This window comes from Streptomyces sp. MnatMP-M17 (assembly GCF_900091995.1).
In the GTDB taxonomy this organism is placed as follows: domain Bacteria; phylum Actinomycetota; class Actinomycetes; order Streptomycetales; family Streptomycetaceae; genus Streptomyces.
Window position 1 is genome coordinate 1 of record NZ_FMDK01000240.1, and the last position, 6,532, is coordinate 6,532.

Here is a 6,532-nt window from a genome sequence, read left to right on the forward strand (position 1 = left end):
AGCCGGCGTGGCGGGTCGAGCCGTTCCGGGCGGCTGTTGATCTCCACCGCCGTACCGGATTCGGCGCAGGCGGCGAACACCGCCTCCGCGTCGAACTCCGACTCCGGCCTGCCGCCCTCGCGCCGGTCCCGGCGGCCTGTTCCCCGGCGCGCCGTCAGCAGACGTCCGGTGCAGTGCCCGAGGACATCGGTGAGCGGATCGCGGACGGCCGTGATCATCCGGGCGGTCATCGGAGCGGAGTCCATCCGGAGCTTCGAGTGCACCGACGCGACCACCAGATCGAGCCGGTCGAGCAGCTCCCGCTCCTGGTCCAGCGAGCCGTCCGGCAGGATGTCGCACTCGATCCCGGTGAGCAGCCGGAACGGCGCCCACCGCTCGTTCAGCTCCGCGATCACATCGAGCTGTTCGCGCAGCCGTTCGGCCGTCAGACCTCGGGCGACGGTGAGCCTGGGGGAGTGGTCCGTGAGCACGGCCCACTCATGGCCGAGCGCCGCGGCCGTCCGTCCCATCGCCTCGATGGAGCTGCCGCCGTCCGACCAGTCCGAGTGAAGATGGCAGTCGCCGCGCAGCGCGGCGCGCAGAGCGTTCCCGTGGTCGGCGAGCGGAGCTCCGGCCTCCCGCTCCAGCCGTTCCAGATAGCCGGGGACGGCACCCGCGACCGCCTCCTCGACGACCTGTGCCGTCTTGGGGCCGATGCCCGGCACCCGGCCCAGCGTGCCGGCCGCGGCGCGCCGTGCGACCTCGTCGGGAGACACGCCCGCCACCGCCTCGGCGGCGGTACGGAACGCCCGTACCCGATAGGTCTCGGCCAGTGAGCGTTCCAGCAGAAAGGCGATCCTGTCGAGAGCCTCCACCGGATCCATGGCGCCCCCAGCGTGTCGGTCGCGTCCCGCCCATTGTCCGCGCCCCTCCGGCGCCGCGCATGGCGAGGCCCCGCAGACGGGGGATGTGCCGCGGGGCCTGCCTCGACCGTTGCCCGTCGTTCACCGTGGCCCGGTGAGACGACGCGCACGCCTCCCGCCGTAAGGAGTCCGGGCGACGCGCCTCAGGCGGAGCCTGGTGGGCGGCTGTCGGCCGTTCCATGCCTCTCGGCCGGACGATCGCCGTCCAGGCCGCCGGGTGTTGGCGGTGAAAGGAGTGGACGGCTGCCGGCGTGGCGGCGGGGTGGTGCGTGGAGCGTCAGGTCAGTTCTGTACGGTACGACGCTTGCGCGCGGCCCACATGATGCCCGCTCCGGCGACCACCACGACAGCGGCGGCTCCGGCGATCATCGGCGTGGCGCTCGAAGAGCCCGTCTCGGCGAGGTTGTCCCCGGCGGGGCTCGGCTGCGACGAGGGAAGCGCCTCCTCGGAGCTGGTGGGCTCCTCGGTCGGCGTGGCGGGAGCGGTCTCCGTCGGAGCCTCCTCCGACGGGGTTTCCGAGGAGGGGCTCTCCGCCGGCGGCGGAGTCGTGGACTCCGACTCCGAAGGCGACGGGCTGGTTCCCTCGCAGACCGGAGCGGTCTTGGTCTCGTCCCTGTTGAACTGGTCGCCGTCGGCGGCCTTCACCACGAGCCGGACGGACAGCTCCTTCGAGTGCTCCGGAAGCGTGAGCTTCTTGTGGAACTCGTTCTTGAAGCTCTCCGTGGGCAGCAGGTCCTTGCCGTCCACGGTGACCGTCACGGTGTTCTTGTCGCTGTTGCCGTAGGCGGTCAGGTCGAGGCTGACCTCGGAACACGTCACCTCCCACGTCGGCGTGTGCGCGAACGCGGGAGCGGCCGACAGGCCGACCGCGAGCACACCTGCCGTCGCGGCTGTTATGAGGGCGCCTCTGCGCCGCCATGATCCGCTGAATTGAGTCACAGAATCCTCCGAATAACCGCGCCGCCCACGATGACGGCGCGGGCGCACAGTACCGCCATCGGCCATGACCTCATCAACCGCCCCACCCAACTCAGCCTCTGCACGCACCTCATGTGCCTGGTGGGAGGGGTGGTGGCGGTTCGCGCACCGGGCGAATGGGACAGGCCGGGATGGCGTGATCACAACGCGTCCGACAGGCCGGATCGGAGTGTCATCGCTGATGACGCCCATTTCCGCCGGGTTTTGGACGGTGGACGCGAGCGCTCTTCCCCGAATGCGGTGCGGACCATTGCACATTGGGCAAAGTTTGCGTCAATTAACACGCCCGAGTTTCTCGTTGCCGCGAGAGCGAGCGATTCACGCCAGCGTGACGGCCTGATTTCGGAATGCGCGCGCGGGAAAAGGATCTGCTCCCGCACCCGTGCTCCCGCCCGTTCCCACGGACGTTCCACGGCCCATGCCGGCATCCGGTCCGGGCCCGGTCCGGCCATCTTCACCCATGGCCGCCGCGCCGCGATCGTCGCCGTACCCACTGCCGTGCCGCGGCCAGCCGCGGATGACGTTCGCGCTGTTCGCGCGAGGCGCGGTCCAGCTCCTCCATCAGCCGCTGGGAGCGGTTCTCCATGTTCAGCTCGTCCAGCATCCGGTCGATCTCCGCGAGCAGCGCGCCATGGAGCTGCCACTGACGAGGATGCCGCTGGACGCCCTCCAGCAGCAGATGTGCCACCCGCTCCCGGCTTCTCGTCGCCGCGGCCAGATCCTCGGACAGCCGTACCTCCGCCATCTCCGCGCTCTCGCTCACCTCTGTGGTGACCAGAACGGCGAAGCTCACGACGGCGCCGGCGACCCGCGCGAGCAGATCCTCCAGCGCGTTTCCCACCTCCGGCGGGAACAGTGCCTCCTCCGTACGCTCCTTGGCGAGGTCCGTGAACGTTCTGGCCAGCACGCGCAGTACGACCGTACAGATCTCCAGCGTGTCGAGACCGGTACGGAGCACCACCCGGTGCAGCAGTCCTTCCCTCACCCTCGGGTTGAGCCTGAGACTGTCCTCCGCCTGCCGCAGCGCCGCGTCCACCTCGCTGATGTCATGGTCGAGCCGCCGCGCCTCGTGGAGCCGGGCCGCCGCCCGCTCCACCGGGATCGATCCGGTCAGTCCCTCGCCGATACGCAGCAGCAGCCGGCGCATCCGGCGGGAGAGGTCCTCGATGGACTCGCCCGCGGTGCCGACCCACACCGGCGGCACGAACAGGAAGTTGAACAGCAGCCCCACCGCCGCGCCGATCAGTGTCTCCAGCACCCGGTCCCAGGCCGTGGTCGTCACCCGTGTCACTCCGAGGACGAGCATGGCGCTGATCGCGACCTCGGGCACGAACTCACCTGCCCGGACGATCCTGCCGACGACGAGCGAGGCCAGGATGATCAGCCCCAGACTCCACCACGACAGCCCGACCAGCGCGCTGAAGGCGATGGCGACCAGCACTCCGGCCACGACGGAGTTCACCCTGCGGATGCCGGTGGTGAGGGTCGAGTAGAGGGTGACCTGTACGACGAGCAGGGCGGTCAGCGGAGCGGTGAGCGGAGCCGTCTCGTTGCTCAGTTGGAGGGCGACCACATAGGCGATGGTCGCGGCGGCGGTGGAGCGCAGCGTCTGTGCGACGGCCGGCTCCCGGCGCCGCTTCACGAACTCCGCCACCGGCGCCCTCACTGAGGTTCGGACATCACCCACGACGTGTCCCTTCCCGTGCCGGGACCGCCGGGATCCGCCGGGCTCCGCGATAGGGCCGGGTGGCTGAGCGACGCCCGGCGCAGGGCTTCCTGACACTCCGACCGGTCGCAGACCGCGGCGCGCCGGGTGAATCTGGAGGAGCGCCTTCCCGTGAAGCCGGGACCCCGGGACGCAGACGCTGGAGGAAGCGATGGGTGTCCGCAGACTGATCCACGACTGGCCCGTCCGCCGCCAGTTCACCGGTTCCGATCCGCTCGGGCGCGGCCGGGCCGCGATGTCCTCCCGTACGGAGGCGCTCAGGCCGCGTACCGAGACCGCCGACCGGATCGTCAAGTCCATCTGCCCGTACTGCGCCGTCGGCTGCGGTCAGCAGGTGTACGTCAAGGATGACCGTGTCGTACAGATCGAGGGAGATCCCGACTCGCCGGTCAGCCGGGGCCGGCTCTGTCCCAAGGGCTCGGCGACGCTTCAGCTCACCACCGGCCCGGCCCGCCGCCATCAGGTCCTCCACCGGCGTCCGTACGCCACGAGGTGGGAGCCGCTCGATCTGGAGACGGCCATGGACATGGTCGCGGAACGGGTGGTCGAGACCCGCCGCCGTACCTGGGAGTGGGAGCACGAAGGACTGCGCACCGCGCGCACGCTGGGCATCGCCAGCCTCGGCGGGGCCACCCTGGACAACGAGGAGAACTACCTCATCAAGAAGCTGTTCACCGGGCTCGGGGTGGTCCAGGTCGAGAACCAGGCCCGGGTCTGTCACAGCTCCACCGTGGCCGGTCTCGGTACCTCGTTCGGGCGAGGCGGCTCCACCACCTTCATGCAGGACCTCCAGCACGCGGACTGCATCGTCATCCAGGGCTCCAACTACGCGGAGGCGCACCCGGTCGGCTTCCAGTGGGTCATGGAGGCGAAGGCGCGCGGCGCCCAGATCATTCATGTGGATCCGCGTTTCACCCGTACGAGCGCGGTCGCCGATCTGTACGTGCCGATCCGCGCGGGCAGTGACATCGCTTTCCTCGGCGCGCTCATCAACCATGTGCTCACCGAGGAGAAGGATTTCCGGGAGTATGTGCTCGCCTACACCAACGCGGCCACGCTCGTCAGCGAGGACTTCCGGGACACCGAGGATCTCGACGGAGTCTTCTCCGGGCTCGACGAGGAGCTGCGCCACTACGACCGCACGAGCTGGCAGTACGAGAGCGCGGCCGGCCGGCGGACGCGGGACGGGCAGCCGAGGCGGCAAGGGTGGCAGGGCGGGGACCGGTACGCCGAGGCCCGTATCCATGAGGCCGGCCAGGCGGAGTCGCACGGCTCCGGCGGTCCCAAGGCGGACGCCCGGCCCCCGCGCGACGAGACGCTCCGGCATCCGCGCTGTGTCTACCAGATCCTCCGACGGCACTACGCGCGCTACACGCCCGAACTGGTCGAGGAGACCTGCGGCATTCCTCGCGAGACCTTCGCGCGCGTGTGCGACGCCCTGACCGCCAACTCGGGCCGCGAGCGCACCAGCGCCTTCGTCTACGCCGTGGGCTGGACCCAGCATTCGGTCGGCGCCCAGTACATCCGCGCGGCCAGTGTGCTCCAGCTCCTGCTCGGCAATATCGGCCGCACCGGCGGCGGTATCCAGGCACTGCGCGGCCACGCCTCCATCCAGGGCTCCAGCGACATCCCCACGCTCTTCAACCTCCTGCCCGGCTATCTGCCGATGCCGCACGCGCACGCCCACCGGGACCTGGCGTCCTACATCGACGCGAGCCGTACGGAGAAGGGCTTCTGGGGCAACGCGCGGGCGTACTTCGTCAGCCTGCTGAAGGCGTACTACGGCGACGCGGCCACCGCCGGGAACGACTTCTGCTACGACCACCTGCCGCGGCTGACCGGCTCGCACTCCACCTACGAGACGGTCGTCGCACAGCTCGACGGTGTCTGCAAGGGCTACTTCCTGATGGGCGAGAACCCGGCCGTGGGCTCGGCCAACACCCGTCTCCAGCGCCTCGGCATGGCCAAGCTGGACTGGCTGGTCGTACGGGACTTCTCGTTGATCGAGTCCGCGACCTGGTGGCAGGACGGGCCCGAGATCGAGACCGGCGAGCTGCGCACGGAGTCCATCGGCACGGAGGTCTTCTTCTTCCCGGCCGCCGCGCACACCGAGAAGTCCGGCTCCTTCACCAACACCAACCGCTGGCTCCAGTGGCACCACGCCGCCGTCGAACCCGAAGGCGACGCCCGCAGCGATCTGTGGTTCATGTACCACCTCGGCAAGCGCGTCAAGGCGAAGCTGGCCGCGTCCACCGATCCGATGGACCGGCCCGTACAGGATCTGACGTGGGACTACCCGGTGGAGGGCCCCTACGACGACCCGGTCGCCGAGGCCGTGCTCGCCGAGATCAACGGGCAGGCCGCCGACGGTTCACCGCTGAGCGCGTACACCGAGCTGAAGGACGACGGCTCGACGCGGTGCGGCTGCTGGATCTACTGCGGTGTGTACGCGGACGGCGTCAACCAGGCCGCCCGCCGCAAGCCGCACACCGAGCAGGACTGGGTCGCCGCGGAGTGGGCCTGGGCCTGGCCCGCCAACCGCCGCATCCTCTACAACCGGGCGTCCGCCGCGCCCGACGGCACTCCCTGGAGCGCGCGCAAGGCGTATGTCTGGTGGGACGGCGCACGCGGACGGTGGACCGGCCACGACGTCCCGGACTTCATCGCCGACCGCGCTCCCGGCCATGTACCGCCGGACGGCGCGACCGGGCCCGACGCGCTGCGCGGCGACGATCCCTTCATCATGCAGGCGGACGGCAAGGGCTGGCTGTTCGCGCCCAACGGGCTGGAGGACGGCCCGCTGCCCACGCACTACGAGCCGCAGGACTCGCCGTTCACCAACGCGCTGTATCCGGCCGTTCCGCGCTCTCCCGTACGGCGGCTGCTCGTCCGCGAGGGCAACCGCTACCACCCGAGCGGCGACCAG

4 protein-coding genes are annotated in these 6,532 nt (G+C 70.3%); 1 reads left to right on the top strand and 3 read right to left on the bottom strand.

Going from position 1 to position 6,532, the window contains the following annotated elements:
• The 3 genes from GA0115259_RS11650 to GA0115259_RS11660 all read right to left on the bottom strand — a co-directional run.
• A partial coding sequence (locus GA0115259_RS11650; RefSeq protein ID WP_093594776.1) for a PHP domain-containing protein occupies nt 1-863 on the bottom strand: 863 nt, incomplete at its 3' end.
• A gap of 321 nt (nt 864-1,184) precedes the next feature.
• Nucleotides 1,185-1,841 carry an LAETG motif-containing sortase-dependent surface protein gene (locus GA0115259_RS11655; protein ID WP_161230349.1) on the bottom strand — a complete coding sequence of 219 codons (657 nt, stop codon included), beginning with the start codon at nt 1,839-1,841 and terminating at the stop codon, nt 1,185-1,187.
• Between the two features lie 493 nt (nt 1,842-2,334).
• Entirely contained in the window at nt 2,335-3,534 is a 1,200-nt protein-coding gene (locus tag GA0115259_RS11660; RefSeq protein WP_093594779.1) for an FUSC family protein, read from the bottom strand.
• Nucleotides 3,535-3,757: 223 nt separating this feature from the next.
• Here GA0115259_RS11660 and fdh point away from each other — a divergent pair.
• Nucleotides 3,758-6,532: formate dehydrogenase (gene fdh / locus GA0115259_RS11665; protein WP_093594782.1), on the top strand; the 2,775-nt coding region annotated here is incomplete at its 3' end.